Source organism: Sinorhizobium sp. 8-89 (genome assembly GCF_030124325.1).
GTDB lineage: Bacteria > Pseudomonadota > Alphaproteobacteria > Rhizobiales > Rhizobiaceae > Sinorhizobium.
In genome coordinates this window covers 430144-453145 of the sequence record NZ_JASKLR010000003.1, presented here as the reverse complement: position 1 = coordinate 453145, position 23002 = coordinate 430144, and the positions used below count along the sequence as shown (strand labels likewise).

The following is a 23002-nucleotide window of genomic DNA, read 5'->3' as shown; positions in this document are numbered from 1 at the left end:
GTCACTAGAACGGCATTATGGTTAATGAATCGTTTACTTTGGTTAACTCTTCTCATGAAGCGCGTCAGCTTTGCCGCCGAAAATGCCTCCCAAAACAAGGCAATTAGCCGCGAAATCAGCAGTTTGTACGGCTGCGTTGAGAAAGTGAGTGCGGACGGCGAAAATGAAGCCCTTGGATATGCCGGGGTTCCTGGCAAGGCTCTCGTCGCTTGCCTAAGCCCTCCGCCCACCCGGGGCACGATCGCTTTGAAAATCTTGCAAACGGCGGTGACTACCGCAAAGGAATGTTTCCGGCACCTGCCCATTCCGGAAAATTGAGACGTCGAGCGGGCAGATCATGCCGAGCCGTGCGCCGGCGGAATAATGCTGCGCCCGCCGCATTTTTAGTTCGCATTTCTTACTAATTCAGACTTTCCCGCAATCGAAACTTGCGCTAAGACCCGCCGACCGCCTCCCAAGACGGCATGACAATCACATCAGGAACAAGACAATGACAGACGCGACAACCTCGCTGTCGCCGAAGGATAGTGCGTTGCATCAGCCGGCAGTGAACTCGCCTGCACGGGTGCTGTTCGCCAGCCTCGTCGGCACGACTATCGAATTCTTCGACTTCTATGTTTATGCGACCGCGGCGGTGATCATCTTCCCGCATCTCTTCTTCCCCTCGGCCGATCCGACCTCGGCGATGCTGCAGTCCTTCGCCACCTTCTCGATCGCCTTTTTCGCCCGCCCCTTCGGTGCGGTGGTCTTCGGCCATTTCGGTGACAAGGTCGGCCGCAAGGCGACACTCGTCGCGGCGCTGATGACCATGGGCATTTCGACCGTCGTCATCGGTCTTCTGCCGACCTATGCGACGATCGGCATTGCCGCGCCGCTGCTGCTGGCGCTCTGCCGCTTTGGCCAGGGTCTCGGGCTCGGCGGCGAATGGGGCGGCGCCGTGCTGCTCGCCACCGAAAACGCCCCGGAAGGCAAGCGGAGCTGGTACGCGATGTTCCCGCAGCTCGGTGCGCCGATCGGCTTCATCCTTTCCGCCGGCACCTTCCTTGTGCTCGGCGAGGTGATGAGCGACGAAGCTTTCCTTGCCTGGGGCTGGCGCATTCCCTTCATCGCCAGCGTGCTCCTCGTCATCGTCGGCCTCTATGTCCGCCTGAAGATCACCGAGACGCCGGAATTCCAGAAAGCGATCGACAAGCACGAGCGCGTCCAGGTTCCGGTCGCGGCAATCTTCCGCTCGCACAAGCGCAGTCTCGTACTCGGCACTTTCGTGGCGCTGGCGACCTTCGTTCTGTTCTACCTGATGACCGTCTTCTCGCTCTCCTGGGGCACGGCGAAGCTCGGTTATTCGCGCGAGCAGTTCCTGGTCGTCCAGATGGCGGGCGTCGTATTCTTCGGCCTGATGATCCCGGTCTCGGGTATTCTTTCGGATCGCTTCGGCCGGCGTCTTGTTCTGGTGCTGACGACGATCGGCATCGGCGTCTTCGGCCTCGTCATGGCTCCGCTGATGACGAGCGGCCTTGGCGGCGCCTTCGCCTCATCGATCATCGGCCTCGGTCTGATGGGGCTCACTTACGGACCGATCGGCGCAGCACTCGCCGCCCCCTTTCCGACGGCAGTGCGCTACACCGGCGCGTCGATGACCTTCAACCTCGCCGGCATCTTCGGCGCGTCGCTGGCGCCCTACATCGCCACCTGGCTTGCAACCAACTACAGCCTCGGCCATGTCGGCTACTACCTGCTGGCCGCCGCGCTGATCACGCTCGTCTGCCTGCTGCTCTCGAAGGAAGAGGAAGTTTCCGGCTGACGACAACACCGAATTGAAAAGCAGAAAGGGCCGCGACGGCAACCGTCGCGGCCCTTCCTTTGAATGTTTCCCGGCTCAGGCGATGCCGCGGCCGAGGAATTCCTTGATCTCGTATCCCGGCATGAACTTGCCGATGCGTTTGATCTCCCATTCGAGGCGAATGCCGGAATGTTCGAGCACGCGGGAGCGCACGGTCTCGCCGAGATATTCGAGCTCGTAGCCGGTCGCCTGTCCGGTATTGATCATGAAGTTGCAGTGGAGCGGAGACATTTGCGCGCTGCCGATCATCATACCGCGGCAACCCGCCTCGTCGATGACCTTCCAGGCGGAGTGGCCTTCCGGATTCTTGAAGGTCGAGCCGCCGGTCTTCTCGCGGATCGGCTGCACCGTCTCGCGATGCTGGCGCACGGCGTCCATGTCGGTGCGAATCTTGTTCTTGTCTTCCGGATAACCTTCGAAAATCGCATGCGTGAAGATGAGGTCCTTCGCCGCTGCAGTGTGACGATAGGAATAGCCCATCTCGGCATTGCTCAGCACATGCTTTTTGCCCTTGCGGTCGACCGCATGGACCTCCACGACCCGCTCGCGCGTCTCGCCGCCATTCGCGCCGGCGTTCATCCGGAGCGCACCGCCGATCGAACCCGGGATGCCATAGTAGAAATAGAAGCCGCCAATGCCGTGGTCGAGCGCCATGGCGGCGATGTTCTTGTCCGGGCAGATGGCACCCGCCTTGATACGGTTTTCGCCGACGATCTCCAGATCGCCGAAGCCCTTGGCCGACAGGCGAATGACGATCCCTGGAATACCGCCGTCGCGCACGAGCAGGTTGGAGCCGACGCCGATCACCATGACCGGCACGCTCTCCGGCACGAGCTTCAGGAACGTGACGAGATCGTCCGTGTCGTGCGGCTGGAACATGAGCTCGGCAAGCCCACCGGCGCGAAACCAGGTCACGCGGTCCATCGGGGCATCGGGCGTGATGCGTCCGCGAACTGCACTGACGCCGCTTCCGAGCGCTTCGAGAAGTTTCTGACCGTTGACCTGTTTCATGCTCAAATTCCTGAAATATTCGCGAGTTCCTTGGGCAGGGCTGCAGCCCAATAGGTAATGCTGCCAGCCCCCAAGAGAACCACAAAATCGCCCGCCTGCGCAATCTTCGAGACGATCGGTGCGATTTCCTCCTGCCCGGCGACATAGCGCGCGTCGCGGTGGCCCGCCGCCTTGATGCGATTGACCAGCACTTCCGAATTCACGCCGTCGATCGCGTCTTCGCCGGCCGCATAAACGGGCGCGATCAGGATCGTGTCGGCATCGTTGAAGCAGGAAGAGAAGTCCTCGAAGAGGCTCGAAAGACGGCTGTAGCGATGCGGCTGATGGACGGCGATGATCCGGCCTTGGCAGGCCTCGCGCGCCGCCCTCAACACCGCCTTGATCTCGACCGGGTGATGGCCGTAGTCGTCGAAGATGCGCGCACCGTTCCACTCGCCGGTGAGCGTGAAGCGGCGCTTGACGCCGCCGAAAGCGGCAAGCCCGCGCGCGATATCCTCCGTCCTGATGCCGAGGCGCTGGGCCACCGCGATGGCGGCCGTGGCATTGGACACGTTGTGGCGCCCGGGCATCGGCAGCCGCAGATCCTTCATCGTGATCACCTGTCCGGTGCGGCGGCGGCGGATCTCGATATCGAAGACGGAGGTCGCGCCGTCCATGCGGATGTTATGATAGCGCACGTCCGCCTGTGGGTTCTCGCCATAGGTGACAACCTTGCGGTCCTCGATCTTGGCGACCATCGCCTGGACCTCGGGATGGTCGAGGCAAAGCACGCCGAAACCATAGAAGGGCACGTTCTCGACGAACTGCCGGAAGGCCGCCCGCACGGCGTCGAAATTGCCGTAGTGATCGAGATGTTCCGGATCGATATTGGTGACGACGGCGATGTCGGCAGGCAGCTTCAGGAAGGTGCCGTCGGACTCGTCCGCCTCGACCACCATCCATTCGCCGGCGCCCATGCGCGCGTTGGTGCCGTAGGCGTTGATGATGCCGCCATTGATGACGGTTGGATCGAGCCCGCCTGCATCGAGCAGCGCTGCGACCATCGAGGTCGTCGTCGTCTTGCCGTGCGTGCCGCCGATGGCGATCGCATTGCGGAAGCGCATCAGTTCGGCCAGCATTTCGGCGCGGCGCACCACGGGCAGGAATTTTTCGCGCGCGGCGATCAGCTCGGGATTGTCCTTCTTGATCGCGGTCGAGACGACGACAACCTCGGCATCGCCGAGGTTTTCAGCCTTGTGGCCGACGGAGATCCTGATGCCCTTGTCGCGCAGGCGCTGCACGTTGGCGCTGTCCGACTGATCCGAACCCTGCACCCGGTGACCGAGATTATGCAGCACCTCTGCAATGCCGCTCATGCCGATGCCGCCGATACCGATGAAATGTACGAGCCCGATCGTCTTCGGCATTTTCATGAGCGTGTTTCCTTGAATTTCTCGACTGTCAAACCGCTGGCAATAGCCTCTACGAGGGTCGCAAGCAAGCGCGCGGCGTCCGGCTTGCCGGTTTCGCGGGCACTCGCAGCCATCTGTGCCAGGGACTGTGGATTGTTCATGGCATCGGCGAGGATGCCCGAAAGCCGTTCGGCGCTGAGCTCGGCCTGCGCGATCACGCGGGCGCCGCCCTTGCCTGCAAGCGCGGCCGCATTCGCCGCCTGATCGTGATCGAGCGCATACGGATAGGGCACAAGGATTGCTGGCCGGCCGATCACGGCAAGCTCGGAAACGGTCGATGCGCCCGAACGGCAGATGACGAGCTGGGCCGCCGCGATCCGCGCCGCCATGTCGTTGAAGAACGGGGCAACCTCGGCCGGAACGCCAAGTTTCTGGTATGCCGCGATGACACCTTCCCGATCCTCGGGGCGCGCCTGCTGCGTGACCCGCACCCGCTGGCGCGCGGTGTCGTCGAGACGGCAGACCGCCTGTGGGACCGCCTGCGAGAAATATTGTGCGCCCTGGCTGCCGCCGAAGACGACCAGGTGAAAGAGCGCATCGCTCGCCGAGGTCGCATAGGGCATGCCCGCCGCCTGGAGGACGGCGGGGCGAACCGGATTGCCGGTGGCCACCGTTTTCGTTGCGAAGCCGCCGGTGCCCTCGGGCAGAAAGCCCCCCGCGATTGCCTGAACGCGCGAAGCCAGCATCTTGTTGGCTCGTCCCATCACGGCGTTCTGCTCGTGGATCATCGAGGGGACGCCCATGCCGGTCGCCGCCAGCAGCGGCGGCACGGTCGGGTAACCCCCGAAACCGATCACCGCCTTCGGCTTCAGGCGCGCGATCAGCCGCCGCGCCGCGCGCAGGCCTGTCCAGAGCTTCCAGACCGATTGCGCCAGTTTGATCGGGTTCTTCGAGCCGATCGTCGCCGACGGCACGACATGGATGTCGTCCGCCGGAAACCTGCCGGCAAAGCGCTCCGCGCGGCTGTCCGTCACCAGATGCACGGAATAGCCGGACGCCTTCAGCTCATGTGCCAGCGCCTCCGCGGGAAAGAGGTGACCGCCGGTGCCGCCGGCGGCGAGAAGAATGATGCCTTTGCTCATGACTTACTCCGCCGGCACACCTACGCCGGATCGAAAGAGACTGCGCTCCACGGCGCGCTTCTCCGGTCGGTGACGGGTCAATGCCAGAATGAAGCCGGCCGTCACGCAGATCGCCACCATCGACGAGCCGCCGTAGGAGATCAGCGGCAGCGTCATGCCCTTGGCCGGAAGAAGTTCGAGGTTCACGCCGATATTGATCAGCGACTGAATGCCGATCTGCAGGACAAGCCCGGCGACGGCGAAGCGATTGAAATCGTTGCGCTCCCGGAAGGCATGGCTGAGGCCGCGCATGACGAGGAAGGAAAAGACCAGCACGATGGCCATGCAGAAGACAATGCCGAACTCTTCGGCGGCCACCGAGAAGACGAAGTCGGTGTGGCTGTCGGGAATGATGCGCTTGACCACGCCCTCGCCCGGACCGCGGCCGAACCAGTCGCCGCGGATGATCGCTTCGCGCGCGGTGTCCACCTGGAAGGTGTCACCCTCGCCGGTCAGGAAGCGGTCGATACGGCCGGCGACGTGCGGCAGCATGGTATAGGCGACGAAGAAACCGCCAACCGCAGCGCCGGCGAGCACGATGATCCAGAGCCACGGCATGCCCGCCATGAAGAACATGCCACCCCAGACGGCCGTAGTCAGGATGGTCTGGCCAAGATCGGGCTGGGCGACGAGAAGCGCGCCGACGATACCGAAAAGCAGGATGGCGAAAAGATTGCCCGGTATTTCCGGCTGCCTTGCGTGCTCGGAGAAGAGCCAGGCGCAGACGACCACGAAGGCCGGCTTCATGAATTCCGAAGGCTGAATGGAAATGCCGGCGACCGAAATCCAACGCAGCGAGCCCTTGACCTCCTGACCGACGAAGAGAACCAGCACCATCATCCCGAGAGAAATTGCGAGCAGGATGATCGCTGCGCGCCTGACCTGGCGCGGCGAAAGAAAGGAGATGCCGACCATGACCGCAAGCGACGGCAGGAGGAAGAGCGCGTGACGCTTGACGAAGTGGAAGCTGTCGAGGCCGAGCCGTTCGGCGACCGGCGGGCTCGCCGCGAAGGAGAGCATGAAGCCGACGCCCATCAGGAGGACGAAGATTGCCAGAAAAAACCTGTCGATCGTCCAGAACCAGTCGGCCACAGGGCCACGTTCGGCTCGGCTTACCATCTGTCTGTCCCCTTTTCCGGCGCACATGTGCGCCACGTCAATAGTTCGGCCCAACTCCGCCCGTCAGATGAGCATGGTCACGCCTTCGAGCGCCGCCACATGCCCGACGAAGGCATCTCCGCGCACCTCGAAATTCTTGTACTGGTCGAAACTTGCGCAAGCCGGTGAGAGCATCACGGCCGACGGTCCGCCCTCGTCCCGTGCGGCATCCGCCGCCGCATGCGCCACGGCATTCTCCAGCGTTCCCGAAATCTCGTAGGGCACGGCCTCGCCGAGCGTCGCTGCAAAGGCGGGAGCCGCCTCGCCGATCAGATAGGCCTTGACGATCTTCGGGAAGAACGGCGTCAGCGACGTGATGCCACCTTCCTTCGGCAGACCGCCGGCGATCCAATAGATCCGATCGTAGCTCGACAGCGCCGGCGCCGCGGCATCCGCATTGGTCGCCTTGCTGTCGTTGACGAAGACGACGTCGCCCTTTTTCCCGACCGGCTGCATGCGGTGCTTCAGCCCCGGGAAGCTGCGGAGACCGTCGACGATGTCTTTCTCCTCGACGCCGACCGCGAGGCAGGCAGCAATCGCCGCAGCCGCGTTCTGGGCGTTATGCCCGCCCCGCAACGTCTGGATACCGCCAAGATCGGTGAAGAGCGAAGACGTGCCGCCATGGGCGCGCATCAACCGCGAGCCTTCGGCATAAAACCCGTCGGCAAGCACGTGCCGGCGCGAAATGCGAACGACCTTGGTGCCGGCACGCTCCACCCGATCGGCGATCAGTGCCGAGAAGCTGTCGTCGACGCCGACGATCGCGGTGCCGCTTCCCGCCACCAGGCGCTCCTTGATGTTGGCATAGTTCTGCATGGTGCCGTGCCGATCCAAATGATCCGGAGTCAGGTTGAGCAGGATGCCGGCCGTCGCGTCGAGCGTCGGCGCAAGATCGATTTGGTAGGAGGAGCATTCCACCACGAAGAAACGCCCGGCCTTCGGCGGATCGAGCGTCAGTACCGCGGTGCCGATATTGCCGCCAAGCTGAGTGTCTCGCCCGCTTTCTCTGAGGATATGGGCGATAAGCGCCGTCGTCGTCGACTTGCCGTTGGTGCCGGTGATGGCAATGAAAGGGCAGGCAGGCGCGTGCGCCCGGCGTTCGCGGACGAAAAGTTCCACGTCGCCGATGATCTCGACACCCGCTTGATGGGCAAGATCGACCGTCCAATGCGGCTTCGGATGCGTCAGCGGCACGCCGGGAGAGAGTACGAAGGCGGCAAAACCGGACCAGTCGACGCCGCGCAGATCGGCCGTCGAAAGCCCCGCTGCGGCGGCCTTGGCGACGCTATCGGGATTGTCGTCCCAGCCGACGATGTCCGCCCCGCCCGCGACCAACGCCTGCGCCGTCGCAAGGCCGGAACCGCCGAGCCCGAAGAGTGCGACCTTCTTGTCCTTGAATGTGGAGACCGGGATCATCGCGCACTCACCGCAGCTTGAGCGTCGAAAGGCCGATCATCGCGAGGATGACGGCGATGATCCAGAAGCGGATCACCACCTGGCTTTCCGTCCAGCCCTTCTTTTCGAAGTGATGGTGGATCGGCGCCATCAGGAAGACGCGGCGGCCGGTGCGCTTGAACCAGAAGACCTGGATAATCACCGACAACGTCTCGATGACGAAGAGGCCGCCGACGATGATCATCACGACTTCATGCTTCGTGGCGACGGCAACCGTGCCGATGAGGCCGCCCAGCGCCAGCGAGCCGGTATCGCCCATGAAGATCGCGGCGGGTGGCGCGTTGAACCAGAGGAAGCCGAGGCCTGCGCCGATGACGGCGCCGAGGATCACGGCGAGTTCACCGGTGCCCGGTACGAAATGGATCTGCAGATAGTTGGCGAAAACGGCGTTACCGGCGAGATAGGCGATGAGCCCGAAGGCGGCGGACGCGATCATCACGGGCACGATGGCAAGCCCGTCGAGACCGTCGGTCAGGTTCACGGCATTGCCCGCACCGACGATGACGAAACCGCCGAAAAGCACGAAGAAATAGCCGAGATTGAGCATCAGGTCCTTGAAGAAGGGGAAAGTAACCGAGGAACCGAAGGTGGAGCCCGCGGTCCCCGCCGAAAGCGCGGCCCGCATCATGAAGAAGACGGCGATCGCCGCGATCACGAATTCGATGCCGAGACGCGCCTTGCCTGAAAAGCCCTTGTCCGACTGCTTCGTCACCTTGAGGTAATCGTCGTAGAAGCCGATCGCGCCGAAGCCGAGCGTCACGAGAAGGGTCGAGACGACATAGACGCTGGAAAGGTCCGCCCATAGCAGCGACGAGACGACAATGCCGGCAAGAATCATCAGGCCGCCCATGGTCGGCGTTCCGGCCTTCTTGAAGTGAGTCTGCGGGCCATCGGCGCGGATCGGCTGGCCCTTGCCCTGGCGGATGCGAAGCGATGCGATCATCGCCGGGCCGAACAGAAAGACGATCAAAGCGGAAGTGAAGAGAGCTGCACCCGTGCGGAAAGTGATGTAGCGAAAGAGATTGAAGAATTGAAAGTGGTCCGCCAGTTCCACGAGCCAGATCAGCATAAGGGACCTTTCCCCAAAGGTTTTAGAATCGGACATCGTCCAACAGAATCATCTGATAGACGTTACCCGCTTGTGGTCGACTATGTTAGGCCATATCCCCTGGCCGAAGGGCGGTATCCACCAGCACCACAGCGCCGTGCATCCTTTCAGACGCACAAAGCTCGCTGTCGCACTTTCAATTGCTGCATGTTCTTTCCTTAAATCGGTTCCGATCAGGAAACATGCAGTAGTGGCAACGCCCGTTACACTTCCCCGCGCCTCACCGCCTCCTCCGGATAGGCATCGAGAAGAGCCTCAACGATCTTCGCGCAGCCGGTTCCTTTGGACGATTTGACCATCACGACGTCGCCGGCGGCAACCGCCGCGAGCGCGTAATTCGTGAGATCGTCGACGGCCTCCCGATAGACGACCGAAACCTCTGGCGGCAGCGCGTCGCGCAGATGCGCCATCTCGGGCCCGGCTAACCAGACGTCCACAATTCCCGCCTCCACGATCGGTTCCGCAAGGGCGGCATGGACATCGGCCGCGTGCTCGCCCATCTCCAGCATGTCGCCGAGGATCGCGATCCGGCGTCCGCCGACCGGTGGTTCGGCATCGCCGAGCAGCGAGATCGCAGCCCGCATTGAGGCCGGGTTGGCATTGTAGCTCTCGTCGATCAGCGTCAGGTGGCCCGCGCCGACCTTCAGGCGGTGCTGCAATCCCCTGCCCTTTTCCGGCCGCATGGTCGCAAGCGACGCCAGGACCTGATCGAGATCGGCGCCGGCAAGCTTCGCCGCGGCGATCACGGCCAGCGCGTTTTCGGCGATGTGACGCCCAGGAGCGCCGATCGCGACTTCCAGAGTCCTGCCGCCGATCCCCGCCCAAAGCACCGAGCCTTCCGATCCGCCGGCGAATTCGACCAGCCGGAACTCCGCTTTCGGATTGGCGCCGAAGGAATGGATGTAGCTCACCCCTGCCGCACCGGCGGCCCGCTCCAGCAGGCTGTATTGCGGGCTGTCGAGATTGAGGACGGCATGACCGCCGTTGACGACGCCTTCGAAGATCTCGGCCTTTGCCGCTGCGATCTCGTCGAGGCTCTCGAAATTGCCGAGATGGGCGGGAGCGATGCTGGTGACGACGGCCACATGCGGGCGAACCATCTTCGTCAGCGGCCGGATCTCGCCCGGATGATTCATGCCGATCTCGAAGATGCCGAAGTCCGTCGCTTCCGGCATGCGCGCAAGGGTGAGCGGCACGCCCCAGTGATTGTTGAAGGAGGCAACGGAGGCGTGCACGCGGCCGAGCGGCGAAAGCACGTGCCTCAGCATTTCCTTCGTCGTGGTCTTCCCAACCGAACCGGTGACGGCAATGACCTTCGCGGCGCTCCGGTCGCGCGCGGCGCAGCCGAGGCGGATCAATGCCTCCAGCACGTCGTCGACGACGATCATCGGTGCGATCAGCCGGCCGAGTGCAGGAATCTTGCCTTCGCTGACGACAAGAAGGGCGGCTCCATTGGCAAGTGCGATCCCGGCATAGTCATGGCCGTCGACGCGATCGCCCTTGATCGCGAAAAATGCCTCGCCCTTGTTGATCGTTCGGCTGTCGATCGAGATGCCGGCAATTCCCTCTGGCAGGTTTCCGACCGGGCGGCCGTTCATCGCAGCCAGAAGATCGCTGCTTGTCCAGAGCCAGTTCAAATCATAGCCCTCCCAATGCCTTGCGCACTTCCTCGTGGTCCGAGAACGGCAGCGTCACGGAACCGATCGTCTGCCCTTCCTCGTGTCCTTTGCCGGCGACGATCAGCGTGTCGCCGCTCTTGAGCATGCCGACGGCGGTACGGATCGCCTCCGCGCGGTCGCCGATTTCGGTCGCGCCCCTGGCCGCCGCCATGATCTCCGCGCGGATGACTTCCGGCACCTCAGAGCGTGGGTTATCGTCGGTGACGATGACGACATCGGCAAGCCGCGTGGCGATCTCGCCCATGATCGGCCGCTTGCCCTTGTCGCGGTCGCCGCCGCACCCGAAAACGATGATGATGCGGCCGGTCGTGAACGGACGCACCGAGGTCAAGACGTTTTCCAGCGCGTCGGGCTTGTGGGCATAGTCCACATAGGCGAGCGCGCCGTCTTTGGTGTGCCCGACGAGTTCCAGGCGCCCTGACGCGCCCTGCAATTTCTCGAGCGCCGAGAAGGCCGCCTTGGCGCCGATGCCGGTGGACATGGCAAGGCCGGCGGCAACCAGCGCGTTGGCGATCTGGAAGTCGCCGGCAAGCGGCACATGGATTTCAAAGATATCGTCGCCGACATGGACCTCCGCCGACTGCTTGTGGCGGAAATGCTCGACGCGCTTCAGCGTGATGAATTCGCCCTTGCGTCCGACGGTGCGCACATCCTGGCCGGCTTTGCGGGCGGCGGCGATCGCCTGGTCCGACCATTGGTCGTCGGCGAAGATCACCGCCGGCGCTCCCTGGGGCAGGAGGTCGGAGAAGAGACGCATCTTCGAGGCCATGTAATGTTCGACCGTCGGATGATAGTCCATGTGGTCGCGGCCGAGATTGGTGAAGGCCGCAGCGGCAAGCCGAACGCCGTCGAGACGGCTCTGATCGAGGCCGTGGCTGGAGGCTTCCATCGCCGCGTGGGTTACGCCGGCGTCGGCGAGTTCTTTAAGCAGCTTGTGCAACGAAACCGGGTCCGGGGTGGTCAGCGATCCATAGTCGTTGCGGCCCGGCGCCACGACGCCGGTCGTTCCGATCATCGCAGCCGCAAGGCCCGAATGCGCCCAGATCTGGCGCGTGAAGGAGGCGACGGAGGTCTTGCCCGCCGTTCCCGTGACGGCCACCATGGTCTCCGGTTGGCGCCCGTAGAAGGCGGCTGCCGCTTTCGCTAGGAAGCGGCGCGGCTCCGAAAGCCCGAACACCGGCGCGCCGGCCTCCGCCTCGGCGCCGGCCGTGGTGATCACGGCCGCGGCGCCGCGCGAAAGAGCATCGGCAATATAGGCAGCGCCATTCGCCTTTGTCCCGGCAACGGCGACGAAAAGGTCGCCTGGCTTGACCTGCCGGCTATCGGCCGTAATGCCGGCGATATCGATATCCGAGGAAGCGCCCTTCAGTTGCGCCGAAAGTTCCGGGAAAGCTGCTCCCGCCAGGTCCTTGATCTTCATGAACTGCATGTCTCGCATCGATATCGATCCGCCGGATGACGAATCGTCCGCATTCTCATTTCACGGTCAATAAGACACAAGCAAGGCAGAGCCGTCTTCTCCAAATTTCGGCTCGACACCGAGAAGCGGCGCGGAGCGGCTGATGATGTCGCGCACCATTGGCGCTGCGTTGGAACCTGCGGTCCGCCCGCCGCCTTCGCCGGTCTTCGGCGCATCGATGAAGGTCAGTACGATGTATTTGGGATTGTCGATCGGGAACGCGGCGAGGAAGGCGTTGAAGTTCAGGTCGCTGGCGTAACGGCCGTTGACCACCTTGTCAGCCGTGCCGGTCTTGCCGCCGACGTTGAAGCCGGGGACGAGAGCCCGCTTTCCGGAACCGGCGATGCCGTTCCAGCGGAGCAGGAAGCGCATATCTTCGCTGGTGCTCTTCTTGACGACCGCGGTCGCAAGCTCGCTTGCCTGCTCCTCCGTGCGCGGAAGGAAGGTCGGCGGGATGAGCTTGCCGCCATTGACCAGCGCCGCCCCGGCAACTGCCGTCTGCAATGGCGTCGTCGAAACGCCGTGGCCGAAGGAGATGGTGATCGAATTGATCTTCTTCCATTCGCGCGGCTGGCTCGGTGTCTTGACCTCCGGAAGCTCCGTCGGCAGCTTCGACAAGAGCCCGATGCGCGTCAGGAACTCTTTGTGCCCGGGAATGCCGACCAGATCGGCGATCTTGGCCGTGCCGATGTTCGAGGAATACTGGAAGATCTCCGGGACGGTCAGCACGCGACGCTTGCCGTGAAAATCTTTGATTGTGAAGCCGCCGATGCGGATGGGCGCGGTCGCATCGAAGCTGTCGTTGAGCGTCACCTTGCCGGAGTCGAGCCCCATCGCGATCGTGAAGGTCTTGAAGGTCGAGCCCATCTCGAACGTGCCGTTCGACATGCGGTTCATCCAGCCTTCCTCGGCGCCTTCCACCGGCTTGTTCGGGTCGTAGTCCGGAACCGAGGCCATCGCCAGCACTTCGCCGGTATTGACGTCGAGCACGACCGCGCCGGCGGCAATCGCCTGGAAATTCTTCATGCCGGCGTCAATGACGTCACGCACGATGTTCTGGACGCGCACATCGATCGAAAGCTTGACCGGCTCGAGTTTCGCGTCGCTTGTCATGCCGATGGCCGCCAGGTCGGCGAGGCCCTGGCTGTCGATGTAGCGCTCCATGCCCGCGACGCCCCGGTTGTCGATATTGACATGGCCGAGAATGTGGGCGGCGGTCGGACCTCCGGGATAGAAGCGCCGCTTTTCCGGGCGGAAGCCGACGCCCGGAATCCCGAGCGCAAGGATTTCGCTCTGCTGCTTCGGCGTCAGTTGCCGGCGCAGCCATTGGAAGCGCGATTTCGACTTGAGCTTGTTGTAGATCTCGCGGGCGTTGAGATCGGGCAGAACCGTCGCCAGGCGCTCGACCGCTTCGTCGGCATCGACGATCTTGTGCGGCTCGGCATAGAGCGACACGGTGCGGATGTCGGTTGCGAGGATCTCGCCGTTGCGGTCGAGAATGTCGGGACGCGAAGCCATAAGGTTGTCGGCGCGCCCGATCGAGGAGACGGTCTCCGGCTGCGCCATGCCGTATTGCACCAGCCGCCCGCCGATCACCGCATAAACGATGCCGAAGCTGGCAATGACGATCGCCACCCGGTTCTTCGCCTGGCTGGCGCTCTTCTTGCGCGTCCCCTGGATCGTGACGTTAACCCCGTCGGACGGGCGGTTATTGCCGCCCGCCGAAAAATGCGCCTTGCTCTTCAGCACCATGATACGGGAGAGAAACGACATCAGCGCGCCACCGAACCTGTTGCGATACCATCTGTCTTGATGACGGCAGCGACGCCGTCTTCAGCCGCCTTGTCGACTTCCGGCTGCGGCAGGTCCGCTTTCAGCATCGGAAGCTCCTCGGGCCGAGCGAGCTGGGTCGAAGGCGTCGGCGCGAGTTGCAGGTCGACGGCGAAGGCGGCGACGAGGCGCTCCAGCCGGTTCGGCTGGGTCAGCAGCGCCCAGTCCGCCCTGAGCAGATCGATCGTGTCTTCCTCAAGCTTGATGGCCGCATCGAGCCGGCGGACCTCCTCGCGCTTGTTCTCGGCCTGATGCTTGATCGTATAGGTCACCGTGGCGGCTGCCGTCATGACGACGATCAGGACAATGTCGAGCGTTCGCAGCATCTTTCTCAGCCCCCCAGTTTCGCAAGGCTCGCCAGTTCCGGCAGATTGAAAATGGACAGATCGTCTCCCGGCGACGGGGCCTCCGTGCGGATGCCGGCTCTGAGCTTCGCGGACCGGGCGCGCGGATTGCGGGACGCTTCTTCCTCGCTGGCCGCAATCATAGGCTTGCCAACTGGCGTGAAGGTTGCGGCGCGGGCAGCAACCATCGGCAGGTGACGGGATCCTGCCGCCTTGCCGGATCGGTCCTGGAAGAATGTCTTGACGATCCTGTCTTCGAGAGAATGAAAGGTGACCACGACGAGGCGCCCGCCGGGCTTCAACACCCGCTCAGCCGCGAAAAGCGCGTTGGCAAGTTCGCCGAGCTCGTCGTTGACGAAGATGCGAAGCGCCTGGAAGACGCGGGTCGCGGGATGAATCTTGTCCTTGGCCTTGCGCGGGGTCACCGTCTCGATGAGGTTGGCGAGGTCGCGCGTCGTTTCGAACGGCGCCTCGGCGCGGCGCTTCTCGATGGCGCGGGCGATGCGGCCTGCCTGCTTCTCTTCGCCAAGGAACCCGAAAATGCGAATGAGATCGGAGACCTTGGCGCGGTTGACGACATCGGCGGCGGAGACGCCGGCGGCCGACATGCGCATATCGAGCGGGCCCTTTTTCTGGAACGAGAAGCCGCGCTCGGCCTCGTCGATCTGCATGGACGAGACGCCGATATCGAGCACGACACCATCAAGCCCTTGTGCCAGCGCGTGCTCGGCGAGGTCGGAAAAACGGGAATGAACGAGCGTGAGCCGCCCTTCGGAGGCAGCGGCGAGCGGTTGGCCGGCGGCAATCGCCGTCGGATCGCGATCGAGCGCGATCACGTCGGCGCCCGCCTTCAGGATGGCGGACGTGTAGCCGCCGGCACCGAAGGTGCCGTCGAGAATGATCTTGCCGGGCGCGGGATCGAGGGCGGCGAGCACTTCGCTCAACAGGACGGGAATGTGACGAACCGGTCCGCCGTCGGCTTCAGAAACTCCGCCGCCTTGATCCGTCACCATTCCGCCTCTCCATTCTATTCCGGACGCAACCCCCGTGATTTGCGCCCTTCCCGGGCCTCCGCCTGCGCTCTCGCAAACGCCTGCGGTTCCCAGAGCTGAAAATGATCTCCCCGGCCGACAAAAGTCACGTCGGTCGAGATGCCGGTGAAGTCGCGAATGAAATCCGTCACCATCAACCGGCCCTCCGGGTCGAGCTTCACAAAGACGCCGCCCCCATGAACGAGGAGCGACATCTGGTTGGCGGCATCCGAAAACGGATCCTCGGCCGCCATCTGCTTCTCGAACCGGTCCAGAAGCTCCGGCCCGCCGACGCTGATCGCCGGAAAGACGAAGTCCTGAAAGCAGTATAACTCCCGGACGCCTCCATCCGAAAGCACGGCACGGAACGCCGAAGGCACAGAGACCCGTCCCTTTGCATCGATCCGGTTCGTTGCATGTGACAAGAAGCGGTTCATGACGCGAAACGGCCGCCTCCGACTGACGGGCCACAATCATCGGCCCGCGCGAACACCTGCCTGCGCGCGCAAAAAACCCCCGCCGGACACAAGCATGCCCGCCTAATCCTTCCGAGGAAGGAACCTTGGAATTTTGCGACGATGGGCCACGACGCGGCCCTTGCGCAGTACCATTATGGGATAACATGGGACCATATGGGCGTCAATGGGAGAAGCTCGTAATAAGCCTCGCGGATGATCAAATATTGATAGGTTGTTAAGTTTAACAAAGGGTTACGATCGGAACCCTAATCCATTGGAATCCCGCGCGAAACCGCCCGGGACGGGCCGGCCAGACGGCCTTTGCCAGCTGATTCGTTTAAGGAGAAGGAAAGGGGCGACGCGCCGCTCGACGTCGACGCGCGAAAAGGTGTGGAAGAAAAATTGCCAGTTGGCCTGTAAGCCGGGTTCTGTATGGCCCCGCTCCCGAAGGAACGGAACGTGGCAGCCATTCATCTGGGACTGCGCTTGCGCGCAGCCTCTTGCAACCCACCCGGATGACGCGCCTGGAAACCGGCTGGGCGCTCGCGCGCCCGTGTCATCCCTATTCGGTCTTGCTCCCGGTGGGGTTTGCCGTGCCGTCCATGTTGCCATGTCCGCGGTGGGCTCTTACCCCACCCTTTCACCCTTACTCCGCGAAGCGAAGCGGTTTGCTTTCTGTGGCACTTTCCCTGGGGTCGCCCCCGCCGGACGTTATCCGGCACCGTGTTTCCGTGGAGCCCGGACTTTCCTCCCCCCGCGGCCTTTCGGCGCTTGCGGGGCGCGGCTGCCCGGCCAACTGGCAGAGCGGTCATTAACTGACCAAAGCGACAAGCGCCAGAGAAATCGGTGATTTCACTTTCGCTCGCCCGGATCCGCTTGCCTACTGCACGATTCCTTAAATCGGAATCGATTTGAGGACAAAATCATGCAGCACTTCAAATGCTACAGCCACATTAGCGCGTCCGATCGGACGCGCGGCGCTGTAGATCGGTCAGCGGTACGCAACCGCAAAATCGGTCTCGTATTCGGGGGCATCGAGATGCCCGTTCAGGACGAGCACGGCACCGAGTCGGCCGATCTCGTCGGAACTCTTGGCGGCCTGACCGTTGCCGCCGGTGACGACGCCGACGCGATCGCTGGCAAAGCCGATATAGGGATAGCCGTGGCGCGTAAACGACGTGATGCAAGGCGCAAAATGCGTCGAAACAGGCTGGAAGCCCGGCATCACTCCGGCAAGCAAGCCACGCAAATGATCGGCCGCGGGCGCATTGCCGCCGCTGCGGAACCATTCCCTCACCGCCGGTTCGCTCGCGAGCAGCCGGTCGGTCGGGTCGCCGCCGATCTTGATGTAGTGTTTGCCGTCGGCATAGGCAACCGGGGGCAGCAGATAATAGCTTCGCTCCTGCTCCGGAGCCGCACCGATCAGCGATGGCATGCCCTCGAAACTCGAGAGATCCCCGGCAGCGACCTCGGCAAAAAGCACGGTACGCGCCTTCACGGAAAGATCGATCGGCCGCGGCAGCAGCGCCTTCGACAGCGAAAAGCCGCCGGCAGCGACAAGGACACGCTCGGCCCGAACCGTTTGGCCGTCGGCGGTCGTAACGGCGGCGTGATCCGAATTTTCGTCGACGGCAATCACCTCGGAACGGATGACGCGTGCGCCCGACCTTTCGGCAAGGATCGTCTGCGCCAGCACCAGCGCCCGAGGATTGATGTGGCCCGCGCCCCGCGCCTCATGAATACCGCCGTAGCGCTTGGGGAAACGAAACCAGGGAAAGCGCTGAGCGAGATCATCGCCCAAAATCAGCGGCGCCTCGACGCCGAGCCTGTCACGGGCGTGTCCGACGTTCTCCAGATAATCGAATTCGCCGCCTGGCGCTGGCGCGGCGATCAGGCAGCCGACCTCCGCGTAGAAGTCGACGCCGCTCTCGCCGGCGATCTCCGCGTAGCGATCGATCGAACGGCGGGCGAGACGGGCCCAGACCGGATCGTCGTCGATCGTGCGGGTAATGCGGGCATTGTCATAGTGGCTGGCGAAGACGCCGCCGTGATTGGCCCAATCTTCCGGCTCGTCGGGGCCGATGAGCGCAACGCTTGCACCGGCACCGCTCAGATGCCGCGCGGCCGCAGCACCCATCATGCCCTTGCCGACAACGACGAAATCAAAGTTCTCCGACATGCCACTCCCCGACTGTTCAGTTCGCCGGGAATAACATGCCGCAATAACAAATGGCACCGAATTGAATTAACGGTATGCCGGAACGCGAGACCTATCCGGCCAAGCCTTGGATCGGAACCGCTCCAAGGCAAGTCATGCTCAGCCACGAAGGGCGACGCCGCCGGCCCACCGGCGATTTCAACGTTTAGTCGAGGATGGACTGGACCTTGCCGCAATAGCGCTTCGACACCGGGTTCATGCGCTTGGCGGCGTGACCGGCGTTGTACTTCAGGATGGTTCCGCAGGTGGTGCCGTCCGAAAGCTCGCGCGCCTTCGCAAGATACATCATGCCGAACTTGATGTTGGTTTCCGGGTCGTAGAGGCCCTTGGCGGAACCGGAATAGCCCATCATGCGGGCGGTGGCGGGCTTGATCTGCATGAGGCCGATTTCACCGGAGCTGCCGCGCGCCTTCGCGTCGAAGTTGCTTTCGACCTGCACGACGGCATGGGCGAGGCCCGCGGGGACGCCAAATTGTTTTGCGTAGGAATGGATGAGAATCGTGTATTGGGAGGCGGGCGATAGTGTCAGGTCTGGTTTCGGATAGCCTGTCGTTCTGGTGGCCGACGGAAGGGCAGAGGTCTTGATGGTCTTGTCGACGCCCCCCGCGTACGACGTACCCATCCCGGTGATGAACATGCCAAGGCATGCCGCCACCGCAGCAACAGACGATATTCTCATTTAGTTTGAAGTCTCCGGTCTGGGGAACTGCCCGGGCGGCGCACCCCGCCACCCGACCGAATTTCCCGATCGCTTTCATTGACAAAAGAGCGGCGCGGACGCGCTGCATCCCCTGCAGTTGATGGAGCGCAAATGAAGGGGCCATCATGGTAAACATGTGGCAACACAAAAAAATCGCGCAGGAAAGTGAAGAGCACGCTAAATTAGCGCACCCGAAAATCGCCGCCTAAACGCTGAGATTCGGAAGTGCGGAAAGCAGGCGGTGGAGCGTGTCGATGGTCGAAACATCGGCGATTCCGTCCACCCTCGCCTGGCGGAAATGTCGCTGGAACGCCGCCACCGCGCCCTCGGTCTTTTCACAGAAATCGCCTGTTACTTCAATACCATAGCCGTAAAGTGACAAGAGCGACTGGATTGCCGCGACGGGCTGCCCACGGTCGCCGCGCTGGAAAAACCGGCCACCGCCGACCGGCGTCGGTTCCACCCAGTGGCCGACCCCTCTGGCATGCAGCACATGCCAGGGAAATTTTTCTCCCGGATCGACCTTGCGAATCGGCGCGACATCGCTATGCGCAAGCACCCTTTCAGGGGCGATGGACCAGCGTTGGCCACAGTCCCGACACAATTCGACGACCGCTTCAATCTGCGCTTCAGGGAACTCCGGCAGGCCACCCGGATGGCCGGGATTGGCGATCTCGATGCCGATCGAGCACGAGTTGATGTCCGTCTCGCCTTTCCAGAAGCTTTTTCCCGCATGCCAGGCCCGCCGCTCCTCCGCGACAAGTTGGTCGACGCGCCCGTCCTCGTGGATGAAGTAGTGGCTGGAAACCTGACTTTCCTCGCGGCAAAGCCAGTCGAGCGCCGATACCGCCGTCTCCATACCGGTGTAGTGCAGCAGGATCATATCCGGCTCGCGACCGCCCGCCCGCTCGCCGTGGTTCGGCGACGGCACGAGACGCGCGCCGGGAAAATCGCATGTCTTCGCTGTCATGCGGCGCGGCGTTCTTTCTCGATCGCCTCGTAGGCCGCATTGAGCGCGGCCATGCGATCGTTGGCGATCGCGTGAAATTCTTCCGGAACGCCACGCGCCACCAGCATGTCCGGATGGTTCTCGGACACGAGCACGCGATAGCGCCTGCGGATCTTGGCGAAGTCGTCCTTCGGCGATACGCCCAGCACCTCATAGGGGTCGCCTGAGAGATGAACATGACGCGCCATGATGCTCTGGAAATGCTCCTCGTCCATCTTGAAGATCTCGGCGACGCGCATGAGGAAGGTCAGTTCCTTCTCGTGGACAGCGCCATCGGACTTCGCGATGTGGAAGAGTCCGTCGATAATGTCCTCGAGGATCGGGCAGTTCTTCTCGCAGGAGGAGCACAGCGACGCCATCTTTTCGGCATAGGCTTCGTAGCCCGCAACGTCCTGACGCGCGAGGTTGTAGAGACGCGCAACGTTCCGCGCCTGATCGGCGGGAAATTTGAAGATATCGCGGAAAGCGGCAACCTCGTTCTCGCTGACGATCCCGTCGGCCTTCGCCATCTTCGCCGAAAGGGCGATCATCGCGACCGAGAACGCGACCTTGCGCCGGGTTTCCGGATCTCCTTCAAAGAGGGTGCGAACAGCCTCCACCACGCCTGCAAGCGCGTTGCCGGTGGCCGTGACGATTTTCAGCAGGCTGTCCCAGAATGACATATGTGCGATTTTTCCCTGTCCACCAGCAGCATGACCCGATGTGGTGGCAAATTGCAAGCGGCCGGCAGCCGGAAACGTCCTGGATGACGGATTTGTGATGGCCCCTCAATAAATCATATCGCCGTAAATTTCAACCGATTTCGGTGCGGCATAAACGCGATCGATTCCGGTGAAGTTGCGATCGGGCAAAAAAATTTGGCGCGACTGAAAGCCCGCATCGCCAAGGCGGCGCGACGCGGTTTACGCCACCGCCCTGTTCGAACTTTTCGCGCATCCACAGCCCTGTCATTTAACTTCCATCGGATTTGCGCTAGACCACGGTGTCCTTGAATAGGCAAGGATCATGAATGTGATTGGCTCTGATGAGCCGCCAGCCAGTGCCGAATCGCCGAGGAGGAACCATGGCCAAGAAGAAAGTCGCAATGCTGACGGCGGGCGGGCTTGCCCCCTGCCTTTCATCCGCTGTCGGCGGCCTGATCGAACGGTACACGGACATCGCGCCCGACTACGAACTCGTCGCCTACCGCTCCGGCTACCAGGGCCTGCTTCTCGCCGATCGTATCGAAATTACCCCGGAAATGCGCGAGAAGGCGCATGTGCTTCATCGCCATGGCGGATCGCCGATCGGCAACAGCCGCGTGAAGCTCACGAATGCCGCCGACTGCGTGAAGCGCGGCCTGGTCAAGGAAGGTCAGAACCCGCTTCGTGTTGCCGCCGAAAGGCTGGCTTCCGACGGTGTGACGATCCTGCACACGATCGGCGGCGACGACACCAATACGACGGCGGCCGATCTTGCCGCCTATCTCGGTGCCAACGGCTACGACCTGACGGTGGTCGGCCTGCCGAAGACGGTCGACAACGACGTGGTGCCTATCCGCCAGACGCTCGGCGCCTGGACCGCGGCCGAATACGGTGCGCGTTTCTTCGACCATGTCAGCAACGAGCAGAGCGCAGCGCCGCGCACCCTCGTCGTCCACGAAGTGATGGGCCGCCACTGCGGCTGGCTGACGGCGGCAACCGCACGCTCCTATATCCAGATGGCCGGAGACAAGGACTATGTCGACGGCTTCATGATGAACGCGCAATTGAAGAACATCGACGGGCTATACCTGCCGGAGATGAAGTTCGACTTGGAGGCCGAGGCCGAGCGTCTGCGCGAAGTCATGGACCGCGCCGGCTTCGTCACCCTGTTCGTCAGTGAAGGCGCTTGCCTCGACGCGATCGTCGCCGAGCGCGAGGCGGCCGGCGAGACGGTCAAGCGTGATGCTTTCGGCCATGTGAAGATCGATACGATCAACGTCGGCAATTGGTTTTCCAAGCAGTTCGCCGCCCTGCTCGGCGCCGAACGCTCGATGGTGCAGAAGTCCGGCTATTACGCCCGCTCCGCGCCCGCCAATGGCGACGACCTGCGCCTGATCCAGAGCATGGTCGACCTCGCGGTCGAAAGCGCTCTCAACAAGGTCTCCGGCGTCACCGGCCATGACGAGGACCAGGGCGGCAAGCTGCGCACGATCGAGTTCCCGCGCATCAAGGGTGGCAAGCATTTCGACACGTCGGCCAAGTGGTTCGGCGATGTCATGGATGTCATCGGCCAGAAGTGGCAAGCGGCGGACTAGATCACGATGATTTCAGGTCGGAATCATAAACGTGATCGCTTCTAAGAAGTTCGCGCGGGATGCGGACGGAAAACCGCGCACACGCTTTTCCTCATCCCGCGCCAAGCAGCGCCCCCGCACTACCAGTTGACGGCTGCGCGCTTGCGTGGCTCCCTCCGGGTTCTACCCAGGAAAGAGAGCCATTCAAGCGCGGAGCCTTTTCATGTCCTTCGAACACTGGTTTGCCTTTGCGGCCGCCTCGGCGGTGCTGCTCGCCATCCCCGGCCCCACCATTCTTCTTGTGATCTCCTACTCCCTCGGTCATGGCCGGAAGACCGCCGGAGCGACGGTCGCCGGCGTCGCCCTCGGCGATTTCACCGCCATGACCGCCTCGATGCTCGGCCTTGGCGCCCTGCTCGCCACGTCGGCCGCCATCTTCACCCTCTTGAAATGGGTCGGCGCCGCATATCTCGTTTGGCTCGGCATCAAGCTCTGGAAGGCACCGGTCGGCAGTGACGATCAGGATGCCGACGGCACAGCCCCGACGGAACGGCCGTTGCGCATCTTCCTGCACACCTATGCCGTCACCGCGCTCAACCCGAAAAGTATCATCTTTTTCGTCGCCTTCCTGCCGCAGTTCCTTGATCTGTCGCGGCCGCTCTTTGCCCAGATGGCGATTTTCGAGGCCACGTTCCTCGTGCTCGCAACGCTCAATGCGGCGCTTTATGCCTTTCTCGCTTCGGCTGCGCGGAACTCGATCCGCAAGCCGAATGTTCGCCGCGTGGTCAACCGCACCGGCGGTTCGCTGCTCATCGGCGCCGGGCTGCTGACGGCCGGCCTGAAGCGGACTGCGTCGTGAAAATCGCCCCCACG

The 23002-nt window shown here is 62.9% G+C and carries 20 protein-coding genes and 1 other RNA gene; 4 read left to right on the top strand and 17 right to left on the bottom strand.

What is annotated here, in order from left to right:
• The first annotated feature begins 24 nt into the window (after positions 1–24).
• Positions 25–318: a hypothetical protein gene (locus tag QN219_RS09455; RefSeq protein WP_283999364.1), complete on the top strand. Its 294-nt coding sequence runs from the start codon at positions 25–27 to the stop codon at positions 316–318.
• 172 nt (positions 319–490) lie between these two features.
• The gene (locus QN219_RS09450; protein WP_283999363.1) at positions 491–1801 is read left to right on the top strand and encodes an MFS transporter; all 1311 of its coding nucleotides are present in this window, start codon (positions 491–493) and stop codon (positions 1799–1801) included.
• 75 nt (positions 1802–1876) lie between these two features.
• Here the strand turns inward: QN219_RS09450 and murB are convergent, their stop codons facing one another.
• The 17 genes from murB to QN219_RS09365 form a co-directional block, all read right to left on the bottom strand.
• Entirely contained in the window at positions 1877–2851 is a 975-nt protein-coding gene (gene murB / locus QN219_RS09445; RefSeq protein ID WP_283999362.1) for a UDP-N-acetylmuramate dehydrogenase, read from the bottom strand.
• Positions 2852–2853: 2 nt separating this feature from the next.
• Complete coding sequence (murC, locus tag QN219_RS09440; protein ID WP_283999361.1) at positions 2854–4263, bottom strand: UDP-N-acetylmuramate--L-alanine ligase; 1410 nt, start codon at positions 4261–4263, stop codon at positions 2854–2856.
• The gene (murG, locus tag QN219_RS09435) at positions 4260–5384 is read right to left on the bottom strand and encodes an undecaprenyldiphospho-muramoylpentapeptide beta-N-acetylglucosaminyltransferase (protein ID WP_283999359.1); all 1125 of its coding nucleotides are present in this window, start codon (positions 5382–5384) and stop codon (positions 4260–4262) included. The genes murC and murG overlap by 4 nt, the downstream gene beginning before the upstream one ends.
• A 3-nt stretch (positions 5385–5387) precedes the next feature.
• Positions 5388–6542 (bottom strand): putative lipid II flippase FtsW, encoded by a 1155-nt coding sequence (ftsW, locus tag QN219_RS09430; protein ID WP_283999358.1) that lies wholly within the window; start codon positions 6540–6542, stop codon positions 5388–5390.
• Positions 6543–6605: 63 nt separating this feature from the next.
• Complete coding sequence (gene murD / locus QN219_RS09425; RefSeq protein WP_283999357.1) at positions 6606–7997, bottom strand: UDP-N-acetylmuramoyl-L-alanine--D-glutamate ligase; 1392 nt, start codon at positions 7995–7997, stop codon at positions 6606–6608.
• Between the two features lie 7 nt (positions 7998–8004).
• Positions 8005–9105 carry a phospho-N-acetylmuramoyl-pentapeptide-transferase gene (gene mraY / locus QN219_RS09420; RefSeq protein WP_173509747.1) on the bottom strand — a complete coding sequence of 367 codons (1101 nt, stop codon included), beginning with the start codon at positions 9103–9105 and terminating at the stop codon, positions 8005–8007.
• A 242-nt stretch (positions 9106–9347) separates the two neighbouring features.
• Positions 9348–10781, bottom strand: a complete 1434-nt coding sequence (locus tag QN219_RS09415; RefSeq protein ID WP_283999356.1) for a UDP-N-acetylmuramoylalanyl-D-glutamyl-2,6-diaminopimelate--D-alanyl-D-alanine ligase — start codon at positions 10779–10781, stop codon at positions 9348–9350.
• Position 10782: 1 nt separating this feature from the next.
• Positions 10783–12243 carry a UDP-N-acetylmuramoyl-L-alanyl-D-glutamate--2,6-diaminopimelate ligase gene (locus QN219_RS09410; RefSeq protein WP_283999503.1) on the bottom strand — a complete coding sequence of 487 codons (1461 nt, stop codon included), beginning with the start codon at positions 12241–12243 and terminating at the stop codon, positions 10783–10785.
• A gap of 66 nt (positions 12244–12309) precedes the next feature.
• The gene (locus QN219_RS09405) at positions 12310–14055 is read right to left on the bottom strand and encodes a penicillin-binding protein 2 (protein ID WP_173509745.1); all 1746 of its coding nucleotides are present in this window, start codon (positions 14053–14055) and stop codon (positions 12310–12312) included.
• A complete protein-coding gene (locus QN219_RS09400; RefSeq protein ID WP_283999355.1) occupies positions 14055–14438 on the bottom strand; it encodes a hypothetical protein in 384 nt (127 codons plus the stop codon). Before QN219_RS09400 ends, QN219_RS09405 begins: the two co-directional genes overlap by 1 nt.
• Positions 14439–14443: 5 nt before the next feature.
• Positions 14444–15469 (bottom strand): 16S rRNA (cytosine(1402)-N(4))-methyltransferase RsmH, encoded by a 1026-nt coding sequence (rsmH, locus tag QN219_RS09395; RefSeq protein WP_283999354.1) that lies wholly within the window; start codon positions 15467–15469, stop codon positions 14444–14446.
• Positions 15470–15483: 14 nt separating this feature from the next.
• Positions 15484–15924, bottom strand: a complete 441-nt coding sequence (gene mraZ / locus QN219_RS09390) for a division/cell wall cluster transcriptional repressor MraZ (protein WP_173509742.1) — start codon at positions 15922–15924, stop codon at positions 15484–15486.
• A gap of 422 nt (positions 15925–16346) precedes the next feature.
• Positions 16347–16745, bottom strand: an RNA gene (gene rnpB, locus QN219_RS09385) — RNase P RNA component class A.
• Between the two features lie 191 nt (positions 16746–16936).
• On the bottom strand, positions 16937–18124 hold the full coding sequence (locus QN219_RS09380; protein ID WP_283999353.1) for an FAD-binding oxidoreductase: 1188 nt from the start codon (positions 18122–18124) through the stop codon (positions 16937–16939).
• A 184-nt stretch (positions 18125–18308) separates the two neighbouring features.
• Entirely contained in the window at positions 18309–18842 is a 534-nt protein-coding gene (locus tag QN219_RS09375) for a lytic transglycosylase domain-containing protein (RefSeq protein ID WP_283999351.1), read from the bottom strand.
• Positions 18843–19068: 226 nt separating this feature from the next.
• Positions 19069–19833 carry an N-acetylmuramoyl-L-alanine amidase gene (locus QN219_RS09370; protein ID WP_283999350.1) on the bottom strand — a complete coding sequence of 255 codons (765 nt, stop codon included), beginning with the start codon at positions 19831–19833 and terminating at the stop codon, positions 19069–19071.
• Complete coding sequence (locus QN219_RS09365) at positions 19830–20534, bottom strand: DnaJ family molecular chaperone (RefSeq protein ID WP_283999349.1); 705 nt, start codon at positions 20532–20534, stop codon at positions 19830–19832. The genes QN219_RS09370 and QN219_RS09365 overlap by 4 nt, the downstream gene beginning before the upstream one ends.
• A gap of 401 nt (positions 20535–20935) precedes the next feature.
• On the opposite strand from QN219_RS09365, the gene QN219_RS09360 reads away from it, so the two are divergent.
• Complete coding sequence (locus QN219_RS09360) at positions 20936–22150, top strand: pyrophosphate--fructose-6-phosphate 1-phosphotransferase (RefSeq protein ID WP_283999348.1); 1215 nt, start codon at positions 20936–20938, stop codon at positions 22148–22150.
• Positions 22151–22352: 202 nt separating this feature from the next.
• The gene (locus tag QN219_RS09355) at positions 22353–22988 is read left to right on the top strand and encodes a LysE family translocator (protein WP_283999346.1); all 636 of its coding nucleotides are present in this window, start codon (positions 22353–22355) and stop codon (positions 22986–22988) included.
• Positions 22989–23002: the final 14 nt, after the last annotated feature.

Bases quoted from the DNA above. Each gene is read 5' to 3' on its own strand.
- QN219_RS09355 (WP_283999346.1), top strand. From the start codon at position 22,353: ATGTCCTTCGAACACTGGTTTGCCTTTGCGGCCGCCTCGGCGGTGCTG.
- murC (WP_283999361.1), bottom strand. From the start codon at position 4,263: ATGAAAATGCCGAAGACGATCGGGCTCGTACATTTCATCGGTATCGGC.
- QN219_RS09375 (WP_283999351.1), bottom strand. From the start codon at position 18,842: ATGAGAATATCGTCTGTTGCTGCGGTGGCGGCATGCCTTGGCATGTTC.
- mraY (WP_173509747.1), bottom strand. From the start codon at position 9,105: ATGCTGATCTGGCTCGTGGAACTGGCGGACCACTTTCAATTCTTCAAT.
- murG (WP_283999359.1), bottom strand. From the start codon at position 5,384: ATGAGCAAAGGCATCATTCTTCTCGCCGCCGGCGGCACCGGCGGTCAC.
- QN219_RS09400 (WP_283999355.1), bottom strand. From the start codon at position 14,438: ATGCTGCGAACGCTCGACATTGTCCTGATCGTCGTCATGACGGCAGCC.
- murB (WP_283999362.1), bottom strand. From the start codon at position 2,851: ATGAAACAGGTCAACGGTCAGAAACTTCTCGAAGCGCTCGGAAGCGGC.
- ftsW (WP_283999358.1), bottom strand. From the start codon at position 6,542: ATGGTAAGCCGAGCCGAACGTGGCCCTGTGGCCGACTGGTTCTGGACG.
- QN219_RS09380 (WP_283999353.1), bottom strand. From the start codon at position 18,124: ATGTCGGAGAACTTTGATTTCGTCGTTGTCGGCAAGGGCATGATGGGT.
- QN219_RS09410 (WP_283999503.1), bottom strand. From the start codon at position 12,243: ATGAAGATCAAGGACCTGGCGGGAGCAGCTTTCCCGGAACTTTCGGCG.
- rsmH (WP_283999354.1), bottom strand. From the start codon at position 15,469: ATGGTGACGGATCAAGGCGGCGGAGTTTCTGAAGCCGACGGCGGACCG.
- mraZ (WP_173509742.1), bottom strand. From the start codon at position 15,924: ATGAACCGCTTCTTGTCACATGCAACGAACCGGATCGATGCAAAGGGA.
- murD (WP_283999357.1), bottom strand. From the start codon at position 7,997: ATGATCCCGGTCTCCACATTCAAGGACAAGAAGGTCGCACTCTTCGGG.
- QN219_RS09365 (WP_283999349.1), bottom strand. From the start codon at position 20,534: ATGTCATTCTGGGACAGCCTGCTGAAAATCGTCACGGCCACCGGCAAC.
- QN219_RS09450 (WP_283999363.1), top strand. From the start codon at position 491: ATGACAGACGCGACAACCTCGCTGTCGCCGAAGGATAGTGCGTTGCAT.
- QN219_RS09370 (WP_283999350.1), bottom strand. From the start codon at position 19,833: ATGACAGCGAAGACATGCGATTTTCCCGGCGCGCGTCTCGTGCCGTCG.
- QN219_RS09455 (WP_283999364.1), top strand. From the start codon at position 25: ATGAATCGTTTACTTTGGTTAACTCTTCTCATGAAGCGCGTCAGCTTT.
- QN219_RS09360 (WP_283999348.1), top strand. From the start codon at position 20,936: ATGGCCAAGAAGAAAGTCGCAATGCTGACGGCGGGCGGGCTTGCCCCC.
- QN219_RS09405 (WP_173509745.1), bottom strand. From the start codon at position 14,055: ATGTCGTTTCTCTCCCGTATCATGGTGCTGAAGAGCAAGGCGCATTTT.